The following is a 24,507-nucleotide window of genomic DNA, read 5'->3' as shown; positions in this document are numbered from 1 at the left end:
ATATCTGGTTCACGGGAGGCATAGGTGATATTTCAGGTTCCGTTATTGAAGGATGCGCTTCATCAGCCGCGTTGTCCTGACAGGCTGTTTATTGGTGGAGAGTGGATAGCGCCCGCCACGAGCGCACGGCTCGATATCATTTCTCCCGTTTCTGAACTGAAAATCGCCTCGGTACCCGAGGCGGCACCCGCGGATATCGACCGTGCGGTTGCGGCTGCCCGCAGAGCCTTCGACACCGGTCCATGGCCGCGCTTGTCGCCAAATGAGCGGGCCGCCAAGCTGCGCGCCTTCGCAGCGGCGCTGAGCGAGCGAGCGGAAGCTATGAGCTATCTTTGGACGCTGGAGGCCGGGGCACCCCAATTCTTCGCATCGCGCGTTTCGATGGGCGTCGGCATGATGGCGGGCTATTATGCGGACCTCGCGGAGTCCCATGCGTTCGTCGAACTGCGCGAACGCGCATTCGGCGGAGGCTATGCGGCGATCGCGCGGGAGCCGGTTGGCGTGGTGGCCGCCGTGGTGCCCTGGAACGCCCCGATCTTCCTTGCCATGATCAAGCTCGCCCCGGCGCTGGCGATGGGATGTACGGTTGTCGTCAAGCCCGCGCCGGAAACGCCGCTGGACGCTTATATATTGGGGGAATGCGCCGAAGCGGCCGGACTACCGGCGGGAACGGTCAATATCGTCGCAGCTGGGCGTGAATCCAGTGATCACCTCATCCGCCACCCGGGTATCGACAAGGTTGCATTTACCGGCAGTTCCGCGACCGGAACGCACATCATGAAGGCCTGCGCGGACCGGTTGGCCCGGGTGACGCTCGAACTGGGTGGCAAGTCGGCCGGGATCATTCTCGACGATATAGCGGTGGAAGACGCGGTCCCCGGCGTGCTGGGGCAGGTGATCGGCAATTGCGGACAGGCGTGCGTGACTTTGTCGCGCATCCTGGTTCCCCGGCGTCGGCAGGCCGACTACGCGGACGCTTTTTCTCAGGCCTTCGGTCGGGTGAAAATCGGCGACCCGTTCGACACCGAAAGTCAGATCGGCACGCTGGCGATGAAACGCCAGTTCGAGCGTGTGAACGATTATGTTGCCATCGGAAAAGCTGAAGGTGCCCGTCTGGTATGCGGTGGCGGGCGCCCGGCCTCGATCGATCGCGGCTATTTTTTCGAGCCGACGCTGTTTGCCCACGCGACCAACGACATGCGGATCGCCCGCGAGGAGATCTTCGGGCCGGTCATTACCATGATCCCCTATGACAGCGAGGACGAGGCTATCGCGATCGCCAATGATTCCGATTATGGGTTGCACGGCGCTTTATTCACGCATGACGTGGACAAGGGTTATGCGCTGGCACGCCAGATACGCACGGGCAATATCGGTTTCAGCGATAACACGCTGGATCTGACCATGCCCTTCGGCGGTTTCAAGCGATCAGGCCTTGGCCGGGAGGGTGGCCCGGAAGGGCTTGCCGCCTATACCGAGACCAAGACGATCTATCTGCCGTCCCGGCCGCGCGCACTGTAGGAAGTGCCGCTACGCATCATGCCCTGCTCCCTGCAGGGCAAGGTGCGACGGCAGTTCGTCAAGAAGAACCGTTTTGGTTTCGAGATAGGGCAGCAGCCCCTCGGTCCCGCCCTCGCGTCCTATGCCGGAAGCCTTGAAACCCCCGAACGCGATGCTCAGATCGGTACGGAAGCTGTTATGGCCGACCGTGCCGGACCGCAGTTTGCGCGCGATGGCATAAGCTTTGTCGACATCATGGGTGAACACCGACGCGTTCAACCCATAGATCGTGTCGTTCGCGATCTTAATCGCGTGATTTTCATCGTCGGCAGCAATGACGCTCAACACGGGGCCGAAAATCTCGTCTCGTGCGATCGTGTAGCCGTTATCGACCTGCCCGAATACGGTCGGCTCGATATAATAGCCGCGGTTGAGGCCGGACGGTCGCCCCCCTCCGCACATCAGGCGGGCGCCTTCGCTCTGGCCTTTGGCGATATAGCCCTGCACCCGCTGGAGCTGGGCGGACGAGGCGAGCGGACCCATTTGCGTACCCTCGGTATAAGGATCGCCAACCGTGACCCGGGAAAACTCGTCGCACAGTGCCTCTACCAAATCGTCATGGCGGGACCGGGTAACGATCAGCCGGGTGAGCGACGAGCAGACCTGACCGGTGATGAATGTCGCCTTTTGCGCAATGGTGGTGGCCGCTGTCGCGATGTCATAGTCGTCGAGAATGAGACCGGGCGACTTGCCACCCAGTTCCAGTGTGCAACGGGCGATGCGTTCGCCGCAGATGGCGCCCACCTTGCGGCCCGCGGCTGTCGACCCGGTAATGGTCACCTTGTCGACGCCCGGGTTGCGGACCAGGCTCTCGGACGCTCCCCGGTCGGCCGCCACCACATTGACGACCCCTGGAGGCAACCCGATCTTCTCGCAGATTTCCGCGAAGAGATAGGATGCCGACGGCGCCTCGGGCGACGCCTTGACGATTACGGTACAGCCGGCCAGCAGGGCGGGGGCGCATTTGTTGGTGACCATCGATGCCGGAGCGTTCCACGGGACGATTGCGGCGACGACACCCACAGGCTCGCGGACGATCAGCCCGACATTGCCCGACCCCCGGCCTGGCTGGGCTCTTTCCACGAACGGGAATGTGGCGGCAAGCTCGGCGTGATAGCGCCAGGTATCGGCCAGCATGCGCGACGCAGGATTGGCGATCGACTGGATGACCCCCGATTCCGCAGTCCAGATCGTCGCCAGATCTTCGTGGCGCGCCTCGATCTCATCCGCAATGGCGCTCAGATATCGTGCGCGCTCGGCATGCGACAGCATAGGCCATGGCCCGTCGTCGAACGCTGTGCGCGCAGCATGCACGGCGCGTTCAATATCGGTGTCGTCGGCTTCGCAGACGCTGACGAACAGCTCCTCGGTACTCGAATCGAAAACGTCCAGTCGACCGTTTCCATGAGGGGTAACCCATTCTCCGCCGATGAAAAGGCGGTCAGGATGCTGGACGATAGCGGAGGTCGAATGCGTCATGATGTCCTCTCGAGACAGGGGATGGCGGTCTGCCGCCTCCGCAGGACAGGAGGATATGCGACCACTTGTTCTGATAGGGCGGACGTGCCAGCAATGCCTAATAGAGTCAATTCTAAAGAGGTCCGCAGCCTTTACCCATCAACGCCTATCCTGCATGTTTCTTCGGGGAAAAATTGCCGTTGTTATCGGCGAAACTGAGATCTATAGTCGCTAGAGAGACGGTGGCGTATTCCACGGCGCTTGTCACAATAGAGTAATTAGAATTGATGGGATGAGTGGTGGCGGGTCGTTTTGAAGGCAAGGTGGCAATCCTTACCGGCGCGGCTGGAGGAATCGGGCAAGCAATCGCTCGGCGCTTTGCCGCCGATGGCGCCATGCTAGTGCTCGCAGATATCAATGGCGAGGCGGTCGAGAAGCTTGCGCAAGAATTGCGTACGGATGGGGCTCGGGCGACCGCCGTTCAGGTCGATGTGGGGGTGCAACAGGATAACGAGGAAATGGTCGCCGCAGCCATTGCAGAACATGGCCGTCTGGATATCCTGATTAACAATGCCGCTATCGGGGCGTTCGGTCGTATTACTGATGTCGCTCCGGAGGAATGGCGCCGTATCTTCGCGGTAGGGGTGGATTCCATCTTCTACGCGTCGCGTTCGGCCATGCCCCATTTGGCAACAGTGAGGGGATGCATCGTCAATACCGGGTCCATATCCGGTTTATACGGTGACTATAGTCTTGCCGCCTACAACGCCGTGAAGGGGGCGGCGGCCAATCTGACGCGGGCCATGGCGCTCGATCATGCAGAGGATGGCGTGCGCGTAAATGCGGTAGCGCCCGGCTCAGTACGCACGCCCAATTCCCGGATCTTTGACGAGCATGAAGGCATCAGAGAGGATTTTGCGCGCAGCATCCCGCTCGGCCGCCGGGCAGAGACCGAAGAGGTGGCGGATGCGATTGCCTTTCTTGCGTCTGACGAAGCCTCTTATATCACCGGCACGCATCTCGTCGTCGATGGGGGGCTGACCGCCGCGAGTGGCCAGCCCAATTTCCGGCGCGCGTTCGGAAAAAAGGACGGGCAATGACCGGCCTGCGCTTACCTGGGTAACGGCGCACATGCCCCGGTTTTCCGCTAATCTGAGTTTCCTGTTTCAGGAACTGCCGTTTCTGGAGCGTTTTGACGCCGCTGGTCAGGCGGGTTTCGATGCGGTTGAGTTCCTGTTTCCCTACGATTTTCCTGTTTCGGACTTGGGAAATGCGGCGCGAAGAGCAGGGGTCGACATTGTCCTGTTCAATGCGGCAGCCGGAGACCTGGCGGCCGGCGATTTCGGACTTGCCGCGATGTCGGGCCGAGGAGAGGAATTTCGAGCGCAATGCGGCGTAGCGCTTGATTATGCGCGGCAACTTGGTTGCGCCCGCCTTCATGTGATGGCGGGGAAAGTCAGCGCGTATAACGAAGAAGCCCGCGAAACCTATAAAGCCAATCTCACATGGGCTGCAGGAGAGTTCGCAAAGAATGGGATCGCGCTGCTCGTGGAGCCGCTGAACCCGCGTTCGGTGCCTGGTTATTTCCTGTCCGATTTCGATCAAGCCGCGGATATTATTGACGAGCTGGCGCTCCCGAATCTCAAGCTCCAGTTCGACATCTTCCACCGTCAGATCCTTCATGGCGACGTAACTGAGGCGCTGCGACGGCTCCTGCCGTTGATCGGTCATGTGCAGACAGCCTCGGTTCCGGAGAGGCACGAGCCGGGCTCCGGCGAACTCGACGATGCCTACATCTTCGCGATGCTCGATGCGTGGGGATATCCGGGATTCGTGGGCGCCGAATATCACCCCGCGGGAGCGACGGGGGACGGGCTAGGCTGGTTCGCACCTTACAGGAGGCGTCCATGACACTGGGACTGGGATGTATCGCGGATGATTATACCGGCGCAACTGACCTCGCCAATACGCTGACGCGCAACGGCCTGCGCACGATCCAATTGCAAGGCGTGCCGACAGAGGAAATAAACCTTCCCGAAGTCGACGCGATCGTTATTGCGCTCAAGAGCCGATCGATTGAACCGGATCGCGCCATCACGCTTTCTCTTGCGGCCGACGCATGGCTGCGAGGAAGGGGCGCGGGACATGTGATGTTCAAGATCTGCTCGACGTTCGATTCCACCGATCGCGGTAATATTGGCCCCGTGATCGACGCGCTTCGCGAGCGGCACGGCGGTGCGGCGATGCCGGTCTGTCCCGCGTTTCCGGAGACTGGCCGGACGGTCTATAACGGATATCTCTTCGTTGGTGACGTACTCCTTTCCGAAAGTCCGCTGAAAGACCATCCCCTCAACCCGATGCGCGATTCCAACCTGGTGCGGGTGCTTGAACGGCAGAGCCGCTATCCTGTAGCGCTTGCGCACGCTTCTGTGGTGGAAGCGGGCACGGAAGTTCTGTGCGCCCGGATCGAGGAGCAACGGGGCAAAGGCAGCGTCATCTTCGATGCGACCAACACCGTCCATCTTGAGACATTGGGAAAGGCGGCGATCAGCGCAGGGCCGCTGTCCACGGGCGCATCGGGCTTGGGCCTTGGCCTCGCCCGGGCTTTGGCCAGCGGTGTGCAGGGCCATATTCAGGCAACTCCCGAATCCCCGCCTGGTGCGGTCGCGATGATCGCCGGAAGCTGCTCGCGCGCGACGCTGGAGCAGATTGCCGAGGCGGAAAGGCATTTCCCGGTGCTGCAACTTGCGACCGACGCGTTGGCCGAAGACCTAGAGGGCACGGTGAAGCGCGCGCTGGGCTGGGCGCAAGCCTATATCGAACAATCCGCTCCTTTCCTTGTCACCACGTCGGCCAATGTGGAGGATGTGTTGCGCGCGCAGCAGCGCCACGGCGCCGGGGCGATCGCTGCGCGTGTAGAGCACGCACTCGCCGATCTGGCACACCAGTTCGCAGCACAAGGCGTTCGCAAGCTGGTCATCGCCGGGGGAGAGACGTCCGGCGCGGTTGTTGACAGGCTGGGGATCAAGGGCTTTTTCATCGGTCCGGAAATCACGGCAGGGGTTCCGGTCGTGCATAGATTGGGAGAAAACGACGGAATGACGCTCGCTCTCAAATCAGGCAATTTCGGTGGGGTAACCTTTTTCGCCGACGCTGTACGGATGTTGAATTCGTGACGAAGGAAGCCAAGGCACGTGAGCAGCTGTGCACCGTGGCTGCCAGTCTGTTCAGCAGGGGCCTGACGGGTGGGACTTCTGGCAACATCAGCATACGCATTGCGGATGGGTGGCTCATGACGCCGACCGGCAGCTCGCTGGGCGGCCTCGATCCTGCCCGATTGTCCCTGCTGGATGACAAGGGTGCGTTGATAAGCGGCGATCCGCCCACGAAAGAAGCTTCGCTGCATTTCGCCATGTATGGACGACGGTCGGATGCTCAGGCGGTGGTCCACCTTCATGCGACCCATTCTGTTGCGGTATCATGCCTCGCGGACGTGGACCCCGCCAATGTGCTGCCGCCCATCACGGCCTATTATGTGATGCGGGTCGGCACCCTGCCGCTTGTTCCCTATTTCGCGCCAGGCGATGTCGGGCTGGCCGAGGCCGTACGACAACTCGAAGGGCGTGATCATGCCGTGCTGCTTGCCAATCATGGTCCGATCGTCGCCGGCACATCGCTGGAAGCGGCATCGGCCGCGATCGAGGAACTGGAAGAAACCGCGCGGCTGCACCTGTTGCTTCAGGGGCACCGTACGCGTCTTCTCACGCTGGATCAGGTTCAGGACCTCAAGCGGCGCTTTGGTTGACGGTTTCGGCTCCGTTTTCCGCCGGTGATTGCCCGGACTGCCGCTGCTTGGTCCGCGATGCTATGAAATAAAGGAGGCCCGTGGAAAGGCCCAAAGTTACGCAAAGCGCGATCAAGGCCCAGCGCAGAGAGTCGTCACCCGATCCCTGATGCAAATTCTGGCTTATGGCTCCGGTCAGAAATGGGCCTAGCCCGTAACCGATCACATTGTTGACCAGCCCCATGACGGCGAGCGCAGTGCCGCGCATCCGCTCGGGAACCAGTGTCTGGGTGAGGGAGAATGTCGCGGGTGCCCATGCCGCTGATGCGATTGCCCAGAAGCCGCCGGTAACATAAGAGAAAAGCAGGCTGGGTGAGAACAGCATCGCCGCTCCGGTGATAGCCTGTATCAATGCAATATAGCCCAGCCGCAGCAGGACGCCGCTTTCTCCATGCCGGACGCTCGTCTTGTCGATCATGAAGCCGCCGAGGAACATTCCGAAAATCGTTCCCAGGCCGATCAATGGCCCGAGCACGACGCCGCTCTCGACTGGCTGCAAGCCGTGCGAACGCAGATAAAATGTGGGTAGCCATATGTTCATGGCGGTCATCATCGATCCCAGAGCGCCTGCGCCCAGCACCATCACCAGCCGGCGGTTGGACACCATGATGCGCAGGGTGTCAGCGAGGCTGGATGACCCAGCCGTTTTCGCGGCCACTCCGGCTGAAGTCTTGGCGCGGGTGATGTCCCGGAAGGTGAGGATCATTAGCGGAAGCAACAAAAAGCCGGGGATACTGATCAGATGAAATGTTGTCCGCCATCCATATTCCGCCACCAGCCATCCGCCGAGCGGCAGCGCAGACGCCATGCCGAGCGCGCCGGAGATGGGATATAAGGAGATAGCGCGAGCCCGGAAACGCTTATCGTAGAGATCGCTGATAATCGGTACGATACTGGGAGTCAGTCCAGCTTCACCCGCGCCGACCCCCATGCGCGCGAGCAGCAGCTGGGGGAGATTGCGGGCGGCGCCGCACAGAAATGTCATGGCGCTCCAGACCGCGATGCATCCGACGAGCAGATATTTCCGGTTGCCACGATCCGCCAGCCGTCCGAGCGGAATGGCGAAGATACTGTAGGTTACCGCGAAGCCCAATCCGGAGATGAGACCAAGCACGGAGTCCGAATATCCAAACTCCATTTTGATCGCAGGCATCAGCACTGCGAAAATCTGCCGGTCCACGAACGCGAGAAAAAAACTGAAACAGCATAGGAATAGCAGATAATGCCGGTATAAAGGGTGATATCTTTCGGACGGCGGACTGTGGGGCTGAATCACGCATACTCTCCGCTAACCATGTGCCTCGGCGGCCTAAATCGCCAGAATTTCCGGGGTATACCTGCAAAAAAAGGCACGCTATATATGTTGTGGGAGCATCTTGAAGAGCTTTTGTGGATAAATCAAGAGCGTCTCCGGTTGTCAAAAGAGATAATTGAATTGACCTTTTCTCCGCCTCGTCGTTAGATTTCCCCGGCAAGGATCATTTGGCCAGGGCAAGTGCCGTTATTATCCATGGCAACCGGCCCGTGCGGGGCGGGATATAATCGGGTCTGGAATCGAAGGAGAGGCAGCGGGAATGTTACGCTCGGTCGAAACATCGGTATTGTCGATCGCGTTTGAGGAGCATGGGCCGCCCGAGGGCAAGCCTGTGCTGTTGATGCATGGCTTTCCCTATTCTCCCCGATCCTACGACAGGGTCTGTCCTGCACTTGCGGAGCGGGGCTTCCGTACCATAGCACCCTATCTGCGGGGCTTTGGTCCAACGCGCTTTCTCGATCCTGACGCCATGCGCACCGCCGAACAGGGCGCAACGTGCGAAGACCTGCTCGAAATGATCGACGCGCTCAAACTAGATCGCCCTATCGTCGTTGGCTTTGACTGGGGCGGCCGAGCAGCCTGCTGCGCCGCCGCCATCGCCCCCGAGCGGCTGGGGGGGCTGGTCTCCTGCTGGGGGTATAATATCCTTGGCCGACCGAATACGGCTCCGCTGGCACCGGAATGGGAGCATCAGCTCTGGTATCAATATTATCTGCACATGCATCGTGGCCGCATGATGCTCGAACAAAACAGGCGCGGCTTTTGCCGCTATCTATGGACCCAGTGGTCGCCGACATGGACGTTCGATGAAGCCGAGTTCGAGGCGGCGGCGGACGCGTTCGACAATCCGGATTTCGTCGATATCGTGCTGCATTTCTATCGTTGGCGCGCGGGGCTGGTGTCCGGTGACCCGCGCTATCAGGCGCTGTCTCTGCAACTTGAACAACGCCCGGAGATCGCCGTTCCCACGGTTATCCTGCACAGCGATCAGGGAATATCCCCGCCGATGCGGCCAGGTGACCGGGAGAAGTTCACCGCCGCATACAGCTATGTCGAACTCCCCGGTATAGGCCACAGTCCGCCCCAGGAAGCACCGGAAGCGGTGATCGAGGCGGTGATGCAGCTGGCGCGGTGATGTTCGGGAGACCTGATCAAACCCTCACTTCCGCAACCTGTCTCCCGGCACTCTTCAAGGCAATGTGATCGCCCGGCTCAGCGAATATCAACCCGGTTGCGGACCCGGTCGTTACCTGAATGCGGTCCGGCAGATCAATGTCGAGCGACCGGATATGCGCGAGCATCTTCCCCAATGCCGCAAAGATATTTCCGACATTGTTGGGCTGGGGCGCAGCCTTGACCTGGCCGTTAACCTCTATCGAAAAGCCGGGAGCGACCAGATCCATCTCTTGCCATCTTTCCAGCTGGTCGCCGATCGCAAGAGCACCACTAAGCATGCTGTCTGCGATGACCGGCGCGCGCGGTACGTGCGGCCAGCCGGCGATCCGCGTGTCCACGATTTCGATGCCGGCGTGAACCTTTTCGACGTGCCGGGTGATGTCGCCACCGGTAAGCGCTGTTTCGGCGAAAGCGCCACCCAGTGTCACCACGATTTCGCCCTCGATCCCGATCCGGACGAACGTTCCCTCGGGAAAGCGGATGCCGTTTTGTCCCACCATCGCGGGCCGTATCGGCGAAAAGAACAGGCCGTCCCCCGGCGCTGCGAGTTTCCAGTAACCAAAACCGCCATCACGCCGGGCAATCTCGGTTTGTATCGTGTAGGCGTCCTCATGTGTGGCCACGGGCGGAGGATCGACTTGGCGCCCCGCAATGCGAGCTGCCAGCAACAGGCGAGCAATTTCAGCGATTTCGGAGTCATGCATGGCCTTCACTTCCTACGATGTGAATGCAATACAGATATATCTATTATCCGTGATACGCAATCATAGTGAGTTGATTTGGCTGAAAACCTCAAAAATATACCCTATGGCGCTCATTTGATATATCTTTATTGAAGGCAGCAGCAGGAGGCGCTATGCTAGACAAAAGCATAGGGAAAGGATTCTCATAATGAAAATGGCAGCGGGCCTTTTCCGGCCGTGAGCAACACGAAGTAGCATAAAGCCTGCCCGGCAGCCTTATGCGGGGGCGGGGCGGTCTGCACAACCGTCCCGCTTTACAAAAAATACCCCAGGGAAAACGAGATGAGCGGCAAGGACTCCTATTTCGCAACGGCCAAACCGATCAGAATTGGTGTGCTCATGGATCTTCCGGAACGGCACTATAAATTCGGTTTTGCTGTGTACGACTATGTCGTGGACAAGTTCGTGATGAGCGGGCGTCTTCACCGGGACGTTGAACTCGTCAAGAAGATCGTGGTCGGGCCGCCTTCGGGATATATCAATGATGTGATGCGGGGCTATCACGAGCTGTGCGATGAAGGGGTGCTGGCGGTCATAGGTCCCAATCACTCCGACAACAATCTCGCCATCACGCCCCATGCCGAGGAACGTAAGGTGCCGCTGCTCTCGCTCGGCGCCATTCACAGTCAGGTGTCCCAGCATGTGTTCAACATCGGCTGGGGAAGCGTACCCGACGATGGTTTCATCGTGGCCAGCTGGTTGCGCGAGCAGGGGCACAAACGCATCGCTTTCGCGCATGACAATGCTGCGCACTGCAAACTCTACGCTGCATGGTTCCGCACTGCTGCGGCGCGCATGGGGCTGGAGATCGTTGCCGACAGCAGCGTGTCGGAGGTGAATGACGATGCCGCACGGGCGGGCATGGAAAAGATCCTTGTCCGCCATCGCGAGACTGATCCTGACGCCATCGCGTTTTTCGGCACCGGCGCCAGCCAGATAAACTGGGGCAAGATCGTCCATGCGTCCGGCTGGGATGTGCCTCGCATCATGAACGGCGCATTTTTCCAGGCCAATTACGATTACACCCACGCGTTTCTTGACGGCTGGGTCGGAACCGGCCTGTGGGATGATGACAATCGCACTCTGGCTGCGGAGCGGGAAGGCTTTGCTGCCTTCTGTCCCGAACTGGCCAACATCGCACCCGAAAGCCTCGCGATGTTTCGCGATGGTATGACGGCGCTGCTGGAAGGCGTGGCACAGGCGCCGATCCTGACCCCGGCCGGGATGGTCGCGGGGCTAGAGCAGGTGCGGATGATCCCGGCGGCGATGGGGGGCGACCGCACGGTCATATCCTTCGGTCCTTACGACCATATCGGCCACAAGGGGATGGACAAGATGGTGGTGCGGCGACTGACGCGCGGCGAGCTTCGGATGGAAAGCCGGTTCGTTGCTCCGCTCGGCGACGACGGAGATTAGGGGGGCTCGGACATGAACGGCAAGACGGAGGGTGACATCCAGTCGGGAGCCGTGCCGGATCACGTTCCGCCGCATCTGGTGAAGCACTTCGATTTCCGGACCGGTCTCGCGGATCGACCCCAGGAAATCATTGCACGACTGCACGAGGGGCCGCCGATCTTTTACTCCCCGGTGCGCCACACCATGGGGTCTGGAGCGGGAATGTGGGTTATCACGCGCGCGTCCGACATACGGGCCGTGATGAGCGCGCCGGAGGTGTTTTCCAGCTCTATTCAGGGGGAGTTTCTTGCCGCGATCGGCGAGACCATCCGGCTAACGCCGCTGGACGCTGATCCGCCGTTGCACGGTCGGTTCCGGGCGCTGCTCAATCCGCTCTTCACGCCCAAGCGCATGGTGGAGTTGGAAACGCTCATCCGGGCCCGCTGTGCCGCGCTTATCAATAGGTTCGAGCATCGGCGAAGCTGTGAGTTCATTGCCGAGTTTGCGACACAATTTCCGACCGGTGTTTTCATCGATCTGATGGGGTTGCCCGGCGAGCGGCTCGATCTGTTCGTCGGTTGGGCGCGGGAATTCATCCACGGTGAGACGGCCGAGCGCCGTATTGCCGCCGTGCGCCAGATCGTCGACTATTTCCGGGCGCTCTACCTTATGCGCGATGGCTATGGCGATGACAGCATCCTCGCCTATCTGCTGGGCCGGAGCGAGGGGGTATCGCTGACCGAAGACGAATTTTGCAGCCTGGCGTTTCTGTTGTTTTCCGCTGGCCTTGATACGGTCGTCAGCTCGCTTGGTTTCATCTTTCGCTTCCTCGCGGAAAATGAACACCCGCAGTCCCGCCTTCGCGCCGACCGGAAGCACATCCCCCGCCACGTGGAGGAAATGATGCGACTGTTTGCGCCGGTCACGCCGCAGCGCATCGCGACGCGGGACACGGTGCTGAGCGGGGTTGCGATCCGCAAAGGCGATTGCCTTGCCCTCTCACTGGCGGCGGCCTCGCGCGATCCGGCGGAGTTTCCGGACGCAGGGAGCTTCCATGCCGAGCGTAACCCCAATCCCCATTTCGCGTTCGGCTACGGGCCGCATCGCTGTATCGGCGCCCAGCTCGCGCGGCGGAACATCGCGATTGCCGTTGAGGAGTGGCTGACCCGTTTGCCGCCGTTCCGTCTTGCGCCCGATCAGCAGATCGTCGCCACCGGGGGATCGGTGCTGTCGCTGGATGGACTTTCGCTCGTCTGGGGCTGAGGCTATCCGTTCAGCCGGTCTGTAAGGGCCGTTTTCACAATCTTGCCCATGGCGTTGCGGGGCATTGCGCACACATGCCAATGAGCGGGGCATTTATACGCCGCGAGATTATCGGCACATAGTTGCGCCAGGGTTTCGATCAGCGCGTTCTCCGGCTGGCCGGGGTCGGCGGGTTCGATAAACGCTGCAACCGTCTGGCCGAGCCGCTCGTCCGGCCGCCCCAATACGGCACAATCGCGCACGCCGGCATGCATCCGCAGAACCCGTTCAACCTCCGCCGGATAGATGTTCGCGCCGCCGCGCAGGATAAGGTCGGATCCACGGTCACGAATATGAAATTCGCCTGCCTCGTCCTGCAGGCCGACGTCTCCCGTATGCACCCATCCATTGCGCAGCAACTTCGCCGTCGCTTCGGGATTTCGCCAATAGCCCAGGGCAGGCGTGTAGATATGCGCCCACCGCCCGGCCTGTGCCGGGCGAAAGGCGATTTCGCCAGTGCTGCCGCGCGGCAGTTCCGTTCCTTGTTCGTCCAGGATCGCCATATCGAGATGGGGAAGAGGCCGGCCGATGACTCCTGCGACGTCAGGGCTGTGTTCGTGGGTCTTGGCGACGCCATTTGGGCCTTCGGTCAGCCCATAACCGACGGTCATGCGCCTGCCGAAGCGCTTGCGGTATATGTCTGGAAGTTTCTTTGGGACGCTTGATCCGCCGATCACCAGCCACCGCAGCGATCGCAGATCATCTTGGTCGATATCGGGCTTCGTCAGCAGGTCGTAGGCAATCGTCGGCACGAGGGAGATATTGGCGATCTTTTCGCGCGCAATCCATTCCGCCACGCCCGCCGCATCTATACGATCAAGATTAACGTGCCGCGCCCCTGTTGCGAACGCCGCAAGCGGGCCGAGGATCATCAGGTTGAGGATCGTCAGTGGCAGGGCTGTACCACGCACCGTTTCGGGAACGCCGTCGCCGCTATATTCCGTGGATATGAGGGCCGTCAACATCATATTATGCTGGCTGTGGACCACGCCTTTCGGGAACCCTGTTGTGCCGCTGGTATAGGCAATGGCCGCAGGCGCAAAAGGATCGATCTGAATGGCTGGGCGGGTCGCGCCCATGAAGCTCTGCAGGCCGAGGGACCATGTGCAATCGTCGCGGCCCGGTTCCATCTGCAGGACCCGCGTGGTTCCGTCGACGACAGCATCCCATGATTGCGCTATCTCTGCGGTTGCCTGATCGCATAGGAATAGAGAAGCGCCGGAATCTTTAATAAGATAACTTTTTTCCGGTGGTGCATAGGCCTTGTTGATGCCGACCCAGATCGCTCCCAATCGCTGAACGGCCAGAAAAGCCACAATCAGTTCGACGTGATTTCCACAACTTGCGGCAACCCGCATGCCGGGCGTGATCCCGCAGCGGCTTGCCATCATTGCGGCCGCCGCATGGACCTGCGCGTCCAGCGCCTGATATGTCAGCGCACCATGCCGACCAACAAGGGCAATAGAATCCGGCGTTTTACTGACAACTCCGTCCAGAACCGAGGCCACATCACAAGGGCCCCACGGCAGATCGGGGCGCGTGGGCGATGGGCAAAGACCGAATTCCCGATAGCGCTCACGCGACCAGGGTCTTTCGTTTTCCTGCTCGTATGCGTCCTTGTTTTCCACCGGGTACCCTTCGTCCTGTGCTTTCCCACAGTCCCTAATAGAGTTATATTAATTCGACGCATTTGAAGAGCAAGGGCGTTTGTGCCGATGCGCCGGCCAGACCCACGGAAAACGTGATGCAGGGGCACTGTCGCTGAGGGTTTACAGTCCGCACAGGCGATCATCAGAGAAGAGGGGTAGCACCTGCTTCGACAAAGATGTCGACCTCCAGTTCGGTCGCCTCGTCGTAGCGGTAATGCCGGAAGTCTGTTACGCCTTCTTCGCGCAAGACATCCTCGTCGAGCACGAAATTCCCCGAATATTCGCGGGCATTTCGCAGAAAAATAGCATGGGCTGCGTCGGCCATGATCTCCGGGCGGCGCGATTTGCGCATCAGTGCATCGCCGCCCAGGGCAAATTCTACCGCAGCGGTAGCGATCGTCGTTCTCGGCCAGAGCGCGTTAAAGGCGATGCCCTCCCCGCGGAACTCCTCGGCCATGCCGAAAGCGACCATCGACATCCCATATTTGCTGAGGGTGTAGGGTAAATGCTGCGCGAACCAGTCCGGCCGCATCGTCAGCGGCGGCGAGAGATTGAGCACATGAGGATTTTCGCTCTTGCGCAGATGCGGGATGCAGGCGCGCGATACCAGGAATGTACCGCGCATATTGATCTGCTGGATAAGGTCGAAGCGCTTGATTTCGATGTCGCAGGAATGCGCTATATTGATGGCGGAGGCGTTGTTGACGCAGATGTCGATCTTTCCGAAATGCTGCGCCGCGCGGGCGACGGCTGCCTCTATCGCCGTATCATCCCGAACATCCAGGATCAGCGGCAGCGCTTTTCCCCCCGCCGCTTCGATGGCCTCCGCGGCGGTGTAGATCGTCCCCGCCAGCTTGGGATGGGGTGCGACGGTCTTGGCCGCGATGACGATATTGGCCCCGTCCCGCGCCGCGCGTTCGGCGATGGCAAGCCCAATGCCGCGGCTTCCACCCGTGATGAATAACGTTTTTCCCGCGAGCGACATGGATCAGCCCCTCCCATCTGTTAACTGTTCAAGAGTTCTCAATATCGTCATACGATTTGACATGATTATTCGCTAGGGTCAACATTATGCGAAGTTGTTTTGCCTGTGCTACGCCCGCCGTCTATGGGCCGCACGGGTGCGCATTCGGAAGTCGATTAAGGGAAATGGCATCGGAGCTGCCGAATATGATGGGGGACGATGGGCATATTCCAGCGGGCGACAGCGGCCCGCACAGCACCGGCACCGGCGGCGATGACCACAGCCCATTCGACCGGGCCTATCGCGGCATCTTGCGCGGATTGTACGAAGGAACACTCGTTCCGGGCCAACGCCTGATCGCTCCCGATCTCATGCAGCGTTTTGATGTGGGGCGTGGAACCGTTCGGGAAGTGCTGCATCGCCTTGCATCGAGCGGAGTGGTTTCGATCATTCCCAATCGCGGTGCCGCGATCCGTCAACTGACCCGTCGCGAGGTCGCCGGAGTTCTGGATATCGTTGAGGTGCTGTTGGGGCTGGCCGCACGGGGTGCGGCTGTGCGCCTGGGTCCGGGAGAGGATCGGGATAAGCTGCTAGCGCTTCATGCCCGCCTGCAACAGGTTAATGATATTTCGGCCTTTTCCGACTTCCTTAGCGCGCGCGAGGAATATTATCGCCATATCGTACGGCTGTCCTGCAATGGCGAGCTTCGTCGCATTTTTCCGGACACGCAAATCCATATCATGCGCATTCAGCTGCGCACCTTTGGTCTGGCCGCGGATGCTTTTGATCCCGACGATTTTACCGCGCTGACCGAGGCGCTCCTCGCCGGCGAACCGCATGCGGCCGAAGAAGCTGGCAAGCGCCATGTGGATCTCACCCGAAACCGCATCATCCGCCTGCCAGCACGGGCGTTCGCGCCGGAAAAGTGAGTCCGGATAAGGCGCTTACCAGATGCCATAACGACCAGTAGGATCAGGACCGCAATTTTTGTATTGCTCGACGGACTGCCGCCGTCGTGCTGGCGCTCCCCTGTAGCACCTGTCCATAGTGCATACCTCCGTCGCTGCGCGGATGATGCACCATCAAACTCCGGGATTGAACATCTAGACCACCCCTTGTCGGCGCTTCTTCTTAGCTCCGTTCAGTGCCACCGCCGCCCGCACCAGCGCCTTGAACGCCTCCGCGTCCACCGTCTCGCCCTCGGCAATGTCGATCGCGCGGCGGACGTTGCCGTCCAGGCTCGCATTGAACAGTTTCGCGGGATCGTCGAGCGCCGCCCCCTTCGCGAAGGTGAGCTTCACCACCTTCTTGTAGGTCTCGCCCGTGCAGATGATGCCGTCGCCCGACCAGACCGGCACGCCGCGCCACTTCCACTCTTCGACGACGCCGGGGACGGCTTCGTGGATCAGCCGGCGGATCCGGGCCAGCGTCTCGCCGCGCCAGTCGCCTAGCTCCGCGATCCTTGCGTCGATCAGGTCCGAGGGCGTGGGCATCGCGTGGTCTTCGATATCAGCGAGCCGGTTTCAGCGGCTCATAACCGGGTTCATAGCTGATCTGCGCGGTGGCGCGCGCCGCGGCGATCTGGGCATCGCTTTCGTGCAGCATCGTCGCGGCGCGGACGGCGCGGGCCGCGGCGAGGCGGGCGTCGTCGGGCGCCACCGGCAGCGGCTCGCGCGCGGAGATCGCGCCGAAGATCATCCGGCCGCTCTGCGGCATCGGCACCGGCTTGCCATCGGGGGTCTTGTCGAGCTCGCGCGCCAGGTCCGCGGGAAGCTGGCCGGTGTCGATCACGGCCCGGGCGCGCTCGCTGGCGATGCCCATCGCCTGTAGCGTCGCGGTCACGGCATCGAGCGACGCCGCGCCGTCCAGTGCCGACAGGCGGCTGCGATCCTTGGGCGGGGTGAAGGCGATCTGATCCATGAACAGGCGCTGCCGCCGCGCGAATTGCAGCGGATTGGCGTCGATATAGTCGCGAATGTCGGAATCGGTCGGTTGCAGGATCGTCTGCGATGCCTTCTCGCCCAGCAGCGTGGCGAGCAGCTCCTCCTCCCCCTTCTTCTTGAGCGCTGCGAATTCGGCGGTCTTGTCGAGCCCCTGCTCGCGCGCCGCCTCGACCCGGAAGTGGCGATCGATCAACCCCTGGAGTACGGCTTTGCGCAGCTGCGTGGGATCCATCCCATCGGGTATCGGCATGGCGCGCAGCTCGGCCTCGAGCTGCTGGGTCGAGATTTCCTCGCCATCGACGATGGCGATCACCTGTCCCTTCGGAACCTTCTGGCACCCGGCCAGCAGCAGGGCGGCGAGCCCCGCCCCCACGATCGTGCGCGCTTTCAGTCGCCTTCCCTGCATCGTCGTGTCTCCCCCCGGCCCCGAGCGATGCCGCTGTCGAAGCGGCAGGGAGCAGCTATAGCTGGCGAGACGGGGAGGGGAAAGAAGGCTCCGGTCCATCTTAGATCAGTTTGCCGGAGGCACCGCCTGTGGATAGGCGGCGCAGGCGTTCGTGGTGCCTCGGGCGAGGTCGGCCGCACAATAGAGGATCGCGCCCGCTCCCTGGACGTCGTCGATGGCCGTACCCCGCTCCATCGGCAATCAGGCCTTGGCCGCTTCGAAACAGACTATCGAGCCGGTGTCACCGATCGCGATGGCATCCCCGCGGGAGCGCAGGCCGGCCTGCGCCGCATAGGGCGCCGGGTCTCCATGGAACAGCGAATAGAGTTCGCGCGACCGCTTCAGTTCGCGGCCGTCTGGCGCGTGCGAGACATAGTCGAGGGTGAGATTGAACCGGCCCGTCCTCGCATTCATCGCCTGCGCGGCGACGAAAAGGGTGAGATAGCTGCCGTCCTCGACCAGTCTGCGCATCACCGGCACGTCGGGGCGAGGCGCGAGGCCGCCCATCTTCTCCGGATCGGGCAGGTGGAGGGCGATCACGCCCCCTGGGGCGAGGTGCCGGGCCATGCCGGCGAAGGCCTGCTTCCACGCGACCGACGGCTGGAGATGGGCGAGGGTGTAGAAGGTGACGATGATCGCGTCGAAGCGCTGGCCCAGCGCGAGCGAGCGCAGGTCCCCACGCAAGAAGCGCAACCGCGCGGCGATATCGGCAGGGAGGAGCGCGCGCTTCGCCTCGGCCTGTGCGAGCATCGGCGCGGCGATGTCCAGCCCGGTGACGGCGAAGCCGCGCTCGGCCAGCGGAATGGCGACCCGGCCGGTGCCAGCGCCCAGTTCGAGGATCGATCCGCCCGCCGGGGCCAGCCCGGCATAGATGTCGATATCGCCGTCGATCGACCGGTCGGCGGCGGTGATCAGGTCATAGTGGCGCGCCGAGGCGCTGTCGGCGGCATAATAAGGACGAACGGCGGTCATGGCATGGGGTCTGGCTGGCTGGCTTTCGCCCGCATCAGGCCGATCGCTGGACCGGCTGTCAACCGCTGTAAGCCGGAAGGTGTCAGCTTTCCGCCTTCTCCACCCGCACCAGCACCGTTCCCTCTGGCACCTGAGCGCCGACGCTCACCTTCAGTTCGGCGACTATGCCGTCGAACGGGGCGAGCATCGCCTGTTCCATCTTCATCGCTTCGAGGACGAGCAGCTTCTGCCCCTTGCTGACCGCAGCGCCCTCGGCGACCTCGACCGCGATCACCTTGCCCGGCATCGGCGCCAGGATCGCGCCGTCGGAGACCGCGCCGCCGCCGCCCGCATGGTCGGCGCGCGGGGTTTCGAACGGCCAGGCTTCGCCGTCGACGAACAGCAGGCGTTCACCCGCGACATCATGGTCGCGCGCGCGGATCGGGGCATCGTCGACCGTCACCAGATGGGTGTGACCGGCAATATCGACCGCGACGCGCCGGTCGGGTGCGGCATTGGCGCGGAAGCCGGGAAGCGCGCCCCACACGCCGGTCGCGGCGGGGAGCAGCGCACGGGCAGCGGCCTGCTTCGCCGTGTCCGATGGTTCGGCGGGGGGCACCAGGCGCTCGGCATGGCGTTCGATGAAGCCGGTATCGATGTTCCCCGCGACGAAATCGGGGTCGGAGGCGGCGCGCGCGAGGAAGGCGGCGTTGGTCCGCACCGGCCAGACCTCGATCCGGCCTGCCGCCGCGGCAAGCTTGGCCGCGGCCGCCGGGCGGGTCGATGCCCCGACGATCAGCTTGGCGATCATCGGATCATAATAAGGCGACACCTCGCCGCCCTCCTCGACCCCGCTGTCGACGCGAATGCCGCGCGGCAGCTTCAGCCGGTCGAGCGGGCCGGTCGAGGGCAGGAAACCGACCGATGGATTTTCGGCATAGAGCCGCGCTTCCATCGCCCAGCCGCTGATCGAGAGCTGGTCCTGCTTCTTCGGCAGCGGCTCGCCGCTCGCCACGCGAATCTGCCATTCGACGAGATCCTGGCCGGTGATCATCTCGGTCACCGGATGCTCGACCTGGAGCCGGGTGTTCATCTCCATGAACCAGATGCGGTCGGCGCGCAGGCCTTCCGAGGCGTCGGCGATGAACTCGATCGTCCCCGCGCCGACATAGTCGACCGCTTTCGCCGCCTTGACCGCCGCCTCGCACACGGCGGCGCGGGTCGCCGCGTCCATACCGGGGGCGGGGGCCTCCTCGATCACCTTCTGGTGGCGGCGCTGGAGCGAGCAGTCGCGCTCGAACAGGTGGGCGACATTGCCCAGCGTGTCGCCGAAGACCTGCACCTCGATATGGCGCGGCCCGAGGATATATTTCTCGATCAGCACGCGATCGTCGCCGAACGACGATGCCGCCTCGCGCTGGCAGGACATGAGCGCATCGGCGAAATCTTCGGCCCGGTCGACTTTGCGCATCCCCTTGCCGCCGCCGCCCGCGACCGCCTTGATCAGCACCGGATAACCGATCCGGTCGGCTTCGGTCTTCAGATGGTCGGGGCTCTGGTCGTCGCCCATATAGCCGGGGGTGACGGGCACGCCGGCCGCGATCATCAGCTTCTTCGCGGCGTCCTTCAGGCCCATCGCGCGGATCGACGACGCGGGCGCGCCGATCCACACCAGCCCGGCGGCCTCGACCGCCTCGGCGAACTCGGCATTTTCGGACAGGAAGCCATAACCCGGGTGGATAGCCTCCGCGCCGGTCGCCTTGGCGGCGGCGAGGATCTTTTCCTGGACCAGATAGGATTCGCGCGCTGGGGCCGGGCCGATGCACACAGCTTCGTCGGCCTCGGTGACGAACGGCATGCCCGCATCGACGTCCGAATGCACCGCGACGGTGCGGATGCCCATCTTGCGCGCGGTGCGGATGATCCGCCGGGCGATCTCGCCACGATTGGCGATGAGGAGGGACTTGATCATCGCATCACATCCGGAACAGGCCGAACTGCGGCCGCTCGGGGATCGGCGCGTTCAGCGTGGTAGCAAGGGCGAGGCCGAGGACGTCGCGGGTCTGGGCGGGATCGATAATGCCGTCGTCCCACATCCGCGCGGTGGCGTAATAGGGATTGCCTTCATCCTCATATTTCTGGCGGATCGGGGCCTTGAAGGTCTCGGCTTCCTCAGGCGTCCACTTCTCGGCGTCGCGGTGGACGGTGGCGAGTACCGAGGCGGCCTGCTCGCCGCCCATCACGCTGATCCGGCTGTTCGGCCAGGAAAAGAGGAAGCGCGGCTGATAGGCCCGGCCGCACATGCCGTAATTGCCCGCGCCGAAGCTGCCGCCGATCAGCACGGTGATCTTTGGCACGGACGCGGTCGCGACCGCGGTCACCAGCTTCGCGCCATTCTTGGCGATGCCCTCGGCCTCATATTTGCCGCCCACCATGAAGCCCGAGATGTTCTGGAGGAACAGCAACGGCACACGGCGCTGGCATGCGAGTTCGATGAAGTGCGCACCCTTCAGGGCGCTTTCGGAGAAGAGCACGCCGTTATTGGCGAGGATCGCGACCGGCTGGCCCCAGATATGCGCGAAGCCGCAGACCAGCGTGGTGCCGTATAGTGGCTTGAATTCGTGGAACTCCGACCCGTCGACGATGCGTGCGATCACCTCATGAACGTCATAAGGCGCACGGACATCCTGCGGCACGATGCCGTACAGCTCCGCCGGATCATATCTGGGCGGGCGCGGCTCGGCGCGGTTGACGGTGGCGGGCGACGGCGGCTGGAGGGTGGCGACGATGTCGCGGACGATCAGCAACGCATGCTCGTCATTCTCGGCGACATGGTCGACCACGCCCGACTTGCGGCCATGCGTTTCCGCGCCGCCCAGCTCCTCGGCGCTGATCACCTCGCCGGTCGCGGCCTTCACCAGCGGGGGGCCGGCCAGGAAGATCGTGCCCTGGTTGCGGACGATCACGGTCTCGTCGGACATGGCGGGAACATAGGCGCCGCCTGCGGTGCAGCTGCCCATCACACAGGCGATCTGGGGAATGCCCTCGGCGGACATCTGCGCCTGGTTGAAGAATATCCGCCCGAAATGCTCCTTGTCGGGGAAAACCTCCGCCTGGTGGGGCAGGTTGGCGCCGCCCGAATCGACCAGATAGATGCACGGCAGCCGGTTCTCGCGGGCAATCTCCTGGGCGCGCAGATGCTTCTTCACCGTCATCGGGAAATAGGCGCCGCCCTTCACCGTCGGGTCGTTGGCGACGATCATGCATTCGCGGCCCTGCACCCGGCCGATGCCGCCGATCACGCCGGCGCCTGCGGGCCCGCCGTCCTTGTCGTACATACCGTTGGCGGCGAGCTGGCCGATCTCGAGGAAGGGCGAGCCCGGATCGAGCAGCCGGTGGACGCGGTCGCGCGGCAGCAGCTTGCCGCGCGCGACGTGGCGTTCGCGATGCGCTTCCGATCCGCCCAGCGCGGCGGTGGCGACGCGCGCATGAAGTTCTTCGGCCAGAGCGCGGTTGTGCGCAGCATTGGCGGCGAAAGCCTCCGAGCCGGGATCGATGACCGACGAAAGGCGGGTCATGCGCCGATCAACTCGCGGCCGATCAGCATGCGGCGAATCTCGTTCGTCCCCGCGCCGATGTCGAGCAGCTTGGCATCACGCATATAGCGCTCGACCGGCCAGTCCCTCGTATAGCCGGCGCCGCCCAGCGCCTGCACCGCCTCGAGCGCGACCTTCACCGCATTCTCGCTGGCGAGCAGGATCGCGCCTGCCGCATCGAAGCGCGTGGTGCGGCCCGCGTCGCAATTTTTCGCTACCGCATAGACATAGGCGCGCGCCGAATTGAGCGCGACATACATGTCGGCGACCTTGGCCTGCATCAGCTGGAATGCACCGATCGGCTGTCCGAACTGCTTGCGTTCGCGGACATAGGGCAGGACGGTGTCGAGGCAGGCTTGCATGATGCCGAGCTGGAGGCCGGCGAGCACGGTGCGCTCATAATCGAGCCCCGACATCAGCACGCCGACGCCGCCGCCGACCGGGCCCATCACATTCTCTTCGGGCACCTCGCAATCGTCGAACACCAGTTCGGCGGTGGGCGATCCGCGCATGCCGACCTTGTCGATCTTCTGTCCGATCGAGAAGCCCTTCATCCCCTTTTCGATGATGAAGGTGGTTATCGCGCGCGACGGCTTGTCGTCGCTGCCGCCGGTCTTGGCATAGACGACCAGCGTGTCGGCATAGGTCGCGTTGGTGATCCAGAACTTCGTGCCGTTGAGAATGTAGCGGTCGCCCTTCTTATCGGCGCGCAGCTTCATCGAAACGACGTCCGAACCCGCGCCCGCCTCGGACATGGCGAGGCTGCCGACATGCTCCCCCGATATCAGCTTGGGGAGATATTTCGCCTTCTGCTCGGCATTGGCCCAGCGGCGGATCTGGTTGACGCACAGATTGGAGTGCGCGCCGTAGGACAGGCCGATCGAGGCCGATGCGCGGGCGACTTCCTCCTGCGCGACGACATGTTCGAGATAGCCAAGGCCAAGCCCGCCATCCTCCTCGGCAACGGTGATGCCGTGCAGGCCCAGCGCGCCCATTTCGGGCCACAGCTCGCGGGGGAACCAGTCCTCTAGGTCGATCTTCGCGGCCAGCGGTGCGATGCGGTCGGCGGCGAAGCGCGCCGTCGAGTCCCTGATGGTGTCGGCCATTTCGCCGAGCCCGAAATCGAAATCCGTCATGCCTGCCTCTCCAGCGCGGTGTCGCGCCCGTGTAAACCCGGCGTGTTCATAAGAAAAATTGAAAGATATGCGGTTACATCATAGACAGCATCTATGATCGACCGCTACCTCCTCCGATATTTCCTGGCCGTGATCGACCACGGCAATTTCTCCAAAGCAGCCGCCTATTGCAACGTATCGCAGCCTACCTTGTCGGCGGGGATCGCCAAGCTCGAAACGCTACTGGGGCGGAGCTTGTTCAACCGCACCAACCGCCGCGTCGAACTCACCGAGGCCGCGGTGCAGCTGGCGGGACATGCGCGGCGGATCGAAGCCGAATTCGCCGCAGCCGAGCGCGAGGTGCAGCAAGCCTCGGCGCAGGCGACGATAAGGCTGGGCATATTGTCGTCGATTCCGGCGGGCTGGATCGAGGATTATGCGGTGGCGCTGCGCGAAAGCGGGACGGGCGAGCGGGTCGAGTTCATCGAGGCGCGCGAGCGCGACCTGACCGAGCGGCTGGCGCGCGGCAGTCTCGATGCGGCGCTGACGGTGATCCGCGACGATGTCCGTTTCCCCGCCGAGCGGCTGTTTCGCGAAGGCTATGCGCTGGCTATGGCCGAAACCCATCCGCTCGCGGGACGGGCGGAGATCGACGGCGCCGAACTGGGGGGCGAGCCGATGATCGTGCGACGGCATTGCGAGCTGCTGTCGGATACGAGCCGTTACTTCACGGCGCGCGGGGTGCGACCTTTCTTCCCCGCGCGCGTCACCAGCGACGATCGCGCTTTGCGTTTGGTCCGCGCGGGTCTTGGCATCACCGTGATGCCCGACTGTTTCCGCGCGCCCGGCGTCGTGCGCCCGCGCCTCGGCGACTTTCCCTTCAGCCGCGAGGTGGGACTGCTGTTCGGCGAGCATGCCGATGCGCGCTTGCGCGGTCGCCGCGCGCTGACGTTGCTGGCGGAAACAATCGAGAGCTGCTCGGTTGATGGATTCGCCCGCCACCCCGTGTAGGATCGGTGGCATGTGGATCGTCATCATGAGGAAAGGATCA

General features: G+C 62.6%; 22 protein-coding genes. 10 read left to right on the top strand and 12 right to left on the bottom strand.

Annotation, left to right across the window (positions count from 1 at the left end; all coding sequences use genetic code 11):
- Positions 1-24 precede the first annotated feature (24 nt).
- Positions 25-1,521 (top strand): aldehyde dehydrogenase, encoded by a 1,497-nt coding sequence (locus ASE00_RS14645; RefSeq protein ID WP_235538682.1) that lies wholly within the window; start codon positions 25-27, stop codon positions 1,519-1,521.
- Between the two features lie 9 nt (positions 1,522-1,530).
- On the opposite strand, the gene ASE00_RS14640 is transcribed toward ASE00_RS14645, so the two are convergent.
- Positions 1,531-3,039 carry an aldehyde dehydrogenase gene (locus tag ASE00_RS14640; RefSeq protein WP_056381439.1) on the bottom strand — a complete coding sequence of 503 codons (1,509 nt, stop codon included), beginning with the start codon at positions 3,037-3,039 and terminating at the stop codon, positions 1,531-1,533.
- Between the two features lie 278 nt (positions 3,040-3,317).
- Here ASE00_RS14640 and ASE00_RS14635 point away from each other — a divergent pair, with 278 nt between their 5' ends.
- From ASE00_RS14635 to otnC, 4 genes are read left to right on the top strand one after another with little or no spacing between them, the layout of a single operon-like run.
- Positions 3,318-4,118: an SDR family NAD(P)-dependent oxidoreductase gene (locus tag ASE00_RS14635; protein WP_056381742.1), complete on the top strand. Its 801-nt coding sequence runs from the start codon at positions 3,318-3,320 to the stop codon at positions 4,116-4,118.
- 31 nt (positions 4,119-4,149) lie between these two features.
- Entirely contained in the window at positions 4,150-4,929 is a 780-nt protein-coding gene (gene otnI, locus ASE00_RS14630) for a 2-oxo-tetronate isomerase (protein ID WP_056381437.1), read from the top strand.
- Positions 4,926-6,194 carry a 3-oxo-tetronate kinase gene (otnK, locus tag ASE00_RS14625; RefSeq protein WP_056381435.1) on the top strand — a complete coding sequence of 423 codons (1,269 nt, stop codon included), beginning with the start codon at positions 4,926-4,928 and terminating at the stop codon, positions 6,192-6,194. The genes otnI and otnK overlap by 4 nt, the downstream gene beginning before the upstream one ends.
- Entirely contained in the window at positions 6,191-6,823 is a 633-nt protein-coding gene (otnC, locus tag ASE00_RS14620) for a 3-oxo-tetronate 4-phosphate decarboxylase (protein ID WP_056381433.1), read from the top strand. The genes otnK and otnC overlap by 4 nt, the downstream gene beginning before the upstream one ends.
- Here otnC and ASE00_RS14615 read toward each other — a convergent pair.
- Positions 6,804-8,138: a spinster family MFS transporter gene (locus ASE00_RS14615; RefSeq protein WP_082594710.1), complete on the bottom strand. Its 1,335-nt coding sequence runs from the start codon at positions 8,136-8,138 to the stop codon at positions 6,804-6,806. The two genes, otnC and ASE00_RS14615, sit on opposite strands and share 20 nt — an antisense overlap.
- Before the next feature lie 298 nt (positions 8,139-8,436).
- Here ASE00_RS14615 and ASE00_RS14610 point away from each other — a divergent pair, with 298 nt between their 5' ends.
- A complete protein-coding gene (locus ASE00_RS14610; protein WP_056381429.1) occupies positions 8,437-9,312 on the top strand; it encodes an alpha/beta fold hydrolase in 876 nt (291 codons plus the stop codon).
- Between the two features lie 16 nt (positions 9,313-9,328).
- On the opposite strand, the gene ASE00_RS14605 is transcribed toward ASE00_RS14610, so the two are convergent.
- Positions 9,329-10,057, bottom strand: a complete 729-nt coding sequence (locus ASE00_RS14605; RefSeq protein ID WP_056381426.1) for a hypothetical protein — start codon at positions 10,055-10,057, stop codon at positions 9,329-9,331.
- A 321-nt stretch (positions 10,058-10,378) separates the two neighbouring features.
- Between ASE00_RS14605 and ASE00_RS14600 the strand changes: the two genes are divergently transcribed.
- Entirely contained in the window at positions 10,379-11,512 is a 1,134-nt protein-coding gene (locus ASE00_RS14600) for an ABC transporter substrate-binding protein (RefSeq protein ID WP_056381425.1), read from the top strand.
- Positions 11,513-11,524: 12 nt separating this feature from the next.
- Positions 11,525-12,754: a cytochrome P450 gene (locus ASE00_RS14595; protein WP_056381423.1), complete on the top strand. Its 1,230-nt coding sequence runs from the start codon at positions 11,525-11,527 to the stop codon at positions 12,752-12,754.
- A 2-nt stretch (positions 12,755-12,756) separates the two neighbouring features.
- On the opposite strand, the gene ASE00_RS14590 is transcribed toward ASE00_RS14595, so the two are convergent.
- On the bottom strand, positions 12,757-14,421 hold the full coding sequence (locus tag ASE00_RS14590) for a class I adenylate-forming enzyme family protein (protein ID WP_082594709.1): 1,665 nt from the start codon (positions 14,419-14,421) through the stop codon (positions 12,757-12,759).
- A gap of 163 nt (positions 14,422-14,584) precedes the next feature.
- On the bottom strand, positions 14,585-15,427 hold the full coding sequence (locus tag ASE00_RS14585; protein WP_056381419.1) for an SDR family oxidoreductase: 843 nt from the start codon (positions 15,425-15,427) through the stop codon (positions 14,585-14,587).
- A 185-nt stretch (positions 15,428-15,612) separates the two neighbouring features.
- On the opposite strand from ASE00_RS14585, the gene ASE00_RS14580 reads away from it, so the two are divergent.
- A complete protein-coding gene (locus tag ASE00_RS14580) occupies positions 15,613-16,335 on the top strand; it encodes a GntR family transcriptional regulator (RefSeq protein ID WP_162256464.1) in 723 nt (240 codons plus the stop codon).
- Between the two features lie 174 nt (positions 16,336-16,509).
- Here ASE00_RS14580 and ASE00_RS14575 read toward each other — a convergent pair whose 3' ends face one another.
- The 7 genes from ASE00_RS14575 to ASE00_RS14550 all read right to left on the bottom strand — a co-directional run bounded on the left by ASE00_RS14575 (position 16,510) and on the right by ASE00_RS14550 (position 23,477).
- Positions 16,510-16,899, bottom strand: a complete 390-nt coding sequence (locus ASE00_RS14575) for a DUF1801 domain-containing protein (RefSeq protein WP_056381415.1) — start codon at positions 16,897-16,899, stop codon at positions 16,510-16,512.
- Between the two features lie 16 nt (positions 16,900-16,915).
- The gene (locus ASE00_RS14570; RefSeq protein ID WP_056381414.1) at positions 16,916-17,755 is read right to left on the bottom strand and encodes a peptidyl-prolyl cis-trans isomerase; all 840 of its coding nucleotides are present in this window, start codon (positions 17,753-17,755) and stop codon (positions 16,916-16,918) included.
- Positions 17,756-17,860: 105 nt separating this feature from the next.
- Positions 17,861-17,989, bottom strand: a complete 129-nt coding sequence (locus tag ASE00_RS24255; protein ID WP_268801359.1) for a hypothetical protein — start codon at positions 17,987-17,989, stop codon at positions 17,861-17,863.
- A gap of 6 nt (positions 17,990-17,995) precedes the next feature.
- Entirely contained in the window at positions 17,996-18,766 is a 771-nt protein-coding gene (locus tag ASE00_RS14565) for a class I SAM-dependent methyltransferase (protein ID WP_056381411.1), read from the bottom strand.
- A gap of 82 nt (positions 18,767-18,848) precedes the next feature.
- A complete protein-coding gene (locus tag ASE00_RS14560; protein ID WP_056381410.1) occupies positions 18,849-20,717 on the bottom strand; it encodes an acetyl/propionyl/methylcrotonyl-CoA carboxylase subunit alpha in 1,869 nt (622 codons plus the stop codon).
- Positions 20,718-20,721: 4 nt separating this feature from the next.
- Positions 20,722-22,323 carry a carboxyl transferase domain-containing protein gene (locus ASE00_RS14555; RefSeq protein WP_056381408.1) on the bottom strand — a complete coding sequence of 534 codons (1,602 nt, stop codon included), beginning with the start codon at positions 22,321-22,323 and terminating at the stop codon, positions 20,722-20,724.
- Positions 22,320-23,477 (bottom strand): acyl-CoA dehydrogenase family protein, encoded by a 1,158-nt coding sequence (locus ASE00_RS14550; protein WP_056381407.1) that lies wholly within the window; start codon positions 23,475-23,477, stop codon positions 22,320-22,322. Before ASE00_RS14550 ends, ASE00_RS14555 begins: the two co-directional genes overlap by 4 nt.
- Before the next feature lie 93 nt (positions 23,478-23,570).
- Between ASE00_RS14550 and ASE00_RS14545 the strand changes: the two genes are divergently transcribed.
- A complete protein-coding gene (locus ASE00_RS14545; protein WP_056381405.1) occupies positions 23,571-24,467 on the top strand; it encodes a LysR family transcriptional regulator in 897 nt (298 codons plus the stop codon).
- Positions 24,468-24,507 lie beyond the last annotated feature (40 nt).

The sequence above is a fragment of the Sphingomonas sp. Root710 genome (genome assembly GCF_001429065.1).
Classification (GTDB): domain Bacteria; phylum Pseudomonadota; class Alphaproteobacteria; order Sphingomonadales; family Sphingomonadaceae; genus Rhizorhabdus.
Note: the sequence above shows the minus strand (reverse complement) of the source record. Positions and strands in the feature narration are given on the sequence as shown.

What these genes read in the sequence shown, in the direction of transcription:
- ASE00_RS24255 (WP_268801359.1), bottom strand. Translation starts at nt 17,989, where the DNA reads ATGGAGCGGGGTACGGCCATCGACGACGTCCAGGGAGCGGGCGCGATC.
- otnI (WP_056381437.1), top strand. Translation starts at nt 4,150, where the DNA reads ATGCCCCGGTTTTCCGCTAATCTGAGTTTCCTGTTTCAGGAACTGCCG.
- ASE00_RS14545 (WP_056381405.1), top strand. Translation starts at nt 23,571, where the DNA reads ATGATCGACCGCTACCTCCTCCGATATTTCCTGGCCGTGATCGACCAC.
- ASE00_RS14640 (WP_056381439.1), bottom strand. Translation starts at nt 3,039, where the DNA reads ATGACGCATTCGACCTCCGCTATCGTCCAGCATCCTGACCGCCTTTTC.
- ASE00_RS14585 (WP_056381419.1), bottom strand. Translation starts at nt 15,427, where the DNA reads ATGTCGCTCGCGGGAAAAACGTTATTCATCACGGGTGGAAGCCGCGGC.
- ASE00_RS14595 (WP_056381423.1), top strand. Translation starts at nt 11,525, where the DNA reads ATGAACGGCAAGACGGAGGGTGACATCCAGTCGGGAGCCGTGCCGGAT.
- ASE00_RS14570 (WP_056381414.1), bottom strand. Translation starts at nt 17,755, where the DNA reads ATGCAGGGAAGGCGACTGAAAGCGCGCACGATCGTGGGGGCGGGGCTC.
- ASE00_RS14575 (WP_056381415.1), bottom strand. Translation starts at nt 16,899, where the DNA reads ATGCCCACGCCCTCGGACCTGATCGACGCAAGGATCGCGGAGCTAGGC.
- ASE00_RS14580 (WP_162256464.1), top strand. Translation starts at nt 15,613, where the DNA reads ATGATGGGGGACGATGGGCATATTCCAGCGGGCGACAGCGGCCCGCAC.
- ASE00_RS14555 (WP_056381408.1), bottom strand. Translation starts at nt 22,323, where the DNA reads ATGACCCGCCTTTCGTCGGTCATCGATCCCGGCTCGGAGGCTTTCGCC.
- ASE00_RS14565 (WP_056381411.1), bottom strand. Translation starts at nt 18,766, where the DNA reads ATGACCGCCGTTCGTCCTTATTATGCCGCCGACAGCGCCTCGGCGCGC.
- otnK (WP_056381435.1), top strand. Translation starts at nt 4,926, where the DNA reads ATGACACTGGGACTGGGATGTATCGCGGATGATTATACCGGCGCAACT.
- ASE00_RS14600 (WP_056381425.1), top strand. Translation starts at nt 10,379, where the DNA reads ATGAGCGGCAAGGACTCCTATTTCGCAACGGCCAAACCGATCAGAATT.
- ASE00_RS14550 (WP_056381407.1), bottom strand. Translation starts at nt 23,477, where the DNA reads ATGACGGATTTCGATTTCGGGCTCGGCGAAATGGCCGACACCATCAGG.
- ASE00_RS14560 (WP_056381410.1), bottom strand. Translation starts at nt 20,717, where the DNA reads ATGATCAAGTCCCTCCTCATCGCCAATCGTGGCGAGATCGCCCGGCGG.
- ASE00_RS14610 (WP_056381429.1), top strand. Translation starts at nt 8,437, where the DNA reads ATGTTACGCTCGGTCGAAACATCGGTATTGTCGATCGCGTTTGAGGAG.
- ASE00_RS14605 (WP_056381426.1), bottom strand. Translation starts at nt 10,057, where the DNA reads ATGCATGACTCCGAAATCGCTGAAATTGCTCGCCTGTTGCTGGCAGCT.